The sequence below is a fragment of the Synechococcus sp. R8-2 genome, assembly GCF_047461715.1.
In the GTDB taxonomy this organism is placed as follows: Bacteria; Cyanobacteriota; Cyanobacteriia; order Thermostichales; family Thermostichaceae; genus Thermostichus.
Genome location: NZ_JANSHQ010000666.1, coordinates 1 through 2,059 on the forward strand (window position 1 = coordinate 1; position 2,059 = coordinate 2,059).

Annotated in this window: 1 protein-coding gene; it reads left to right on the top strand. The window is 61.1% G+C overall.

Going from position 1 to position 2,059, the window contains the following annotated elements:
• Positions 1-155: 155 nt before the first annotated feature.
• Positions 156-2,059: proline dehydrogenase family protein (locus tag NW819_RS13685; RefSeq protein ID WP_414414084.1), on the top strand; the 1,904-nt coding region annotated here is incomplete at its 3' end.

Consider the following 2,059-nt stretch of genomic DNA (forward strand, 5'->3'; position numbering starts at 1 on the left):
TTGACTAGAGTCATGCTCCTGCAAAGCTGCTTATACCCGGCGTAGCTATTCGAGGATTTGCGGTGGCCCCATAAGCCATTATCTTCCCAAAATCGGCCTCAGGTTCCATCCTTTCCATGACAGGATGGTAGGGATCCCGCCCCCCGGTGCATCAGATGGTTGCCCAAGCTGCTCCTACTGCCTACGAGGCCCAAACCCAAGCTCTTGCCCAATCTCTGTTCGCCTCTCTTTCGGGAGAGAAGAGATCCCTGCTGGCCCAGTGGCGGGATCAACTGCGCTGGGAGGACAAGCTGCTGGCCTGGGCGATGGAGAACCCCCACCTGCGCACCCAGTTGTTCCGCTTGATCGATGTCTTGCCCAGCCTGAAAAGCAAGGCTGAGGTGGCCCGCCATTTGCAGGAGTATCTCTTGGATCCGGCAGTAGAGTTGCCGGGGATGCTGAAGAGCCTGCTCAACTTCGCAGACCCCGACTCCCTGCCAGGACAGTTGGCTGCCAGCACTCTCACCGCTGCTGTGGAAGCTCTGGCCCGCCGCTATATTGCCGGAGAAACCCTGCAGCAAGTCAGCAAAACTCTGGAAGCTCTGCACCGGCAGGGTATGGCTTTCACGCTGGATTTGCTGGGGGAAGCCGTCATCACCGAAGCGGAAGCCCAATCCTATCTGGATCGCTATCTGCAGGTGATGGAGCATTTGGCAAAGATGGTCAAAACCTGGCCACAACCGCAGCCGGTGCCGCAAGTGTCGGTAAAGCTGACAGCCTTCTATTCCCAGTTCGATCCCATCGATCCCCTGGGGGCCAAAACCAGAGTGGGGGAACGGATTCGCGTCCTGTTGCGCCGGGCAGAAGCTCTGGGAGTCGGGATCCATTTCGACATGGAGCAGTACCGCTACAAATCCCTCACCCTGGCCATTTTGCAGGAGCTGCTGCTGGAGCCGGAGTTCCGAGGCCGCACCGACGTTGGCCTGACGCTGCAGGCCTACCTGCGGGATAGCTACACCGATCTGCAAAACCTGATCGCCTGGGCCAAAGAGCGGGGATCCCCGGTGACGGTGCGCTTGGTCAAGGGGGCCTACTGGGATCAAGAGACCATCCTGGCGGCGCAAAAGCACTGGCCACAGCCGGTTTACAACAGCAAGTCTGCTACCGACGCCAACTTCGAGCGCATGACCCAGCTTTTGTTGGAGCACCACACCCATCTCCACGCCGCCATCGCCAGCCACAATGTGCGCTCTCAGGCCAAAGCCATTGCCATCGCCCAAGCGCTGGAGGTGCCCCAGTCTGCTTTTGAACTGCAGGTGCTCTATGGCATGGCCGATCCCCTGGCCAAGGCCTTGGTGCAGAAGGGACAGCGGGTGCGGGTGTACTGCCCCTACGGGGAGCTGCTGCCGGGTATGGCCTACCTGATCCGGCGCTTGCTGGAAAACACCGCCAACACCTCTTTCCTGCGGCAAAGCGTTCAGGGCTACAACCCCGAGCAGCTGTTGGCCCCGCCGGTCTTGGACGAGGGATCCGTTTTCCAGGCTCCTTCTCTCTCGTTTGCCGCCGCTCCCGATACGGATTTCAGCCAGCCCCAGCAGCGGGATCCCTTTTTTCAGGCATTGGACGAGATCCGGCCTCAACTGGGTCAGAGGGTTCAGCCCTGGATTGCCGGAGAATATCGCCCCACTCGACAAGCGATGCTCTCCCTCAACCCTGCGGATCCCCAACAGGTGGTAGCGGAAATTGGGTTGACCGAGCCGGAACAGGTGGAGCAAGCCTTGGCAGCGGCCCAAGCCAGCTTCCCCAGCTGGAGGCGCACCCCCGTTGCCGTGAGGGCGGGGATCCTGCGGCGGGTGGCGGAGCAAATCGAAGCCCAGCGGGCGGAGCTGGCTGCCTGGATGGTGCTGGAGGTGGGCAAGCCCATTGCCCAGGCCGATGGGGAAGTTTCCGAGGCCATCGATTTTTGCCGCTACTACGCCCAACAGATGGAGGCTCTGGAGCGGGGACGGGAGTGCAACCTGCCCGGCGAAACCAACCATTACCACTACCAGCCCCGCGGTGTGGCGGTGGTGATCGCCCC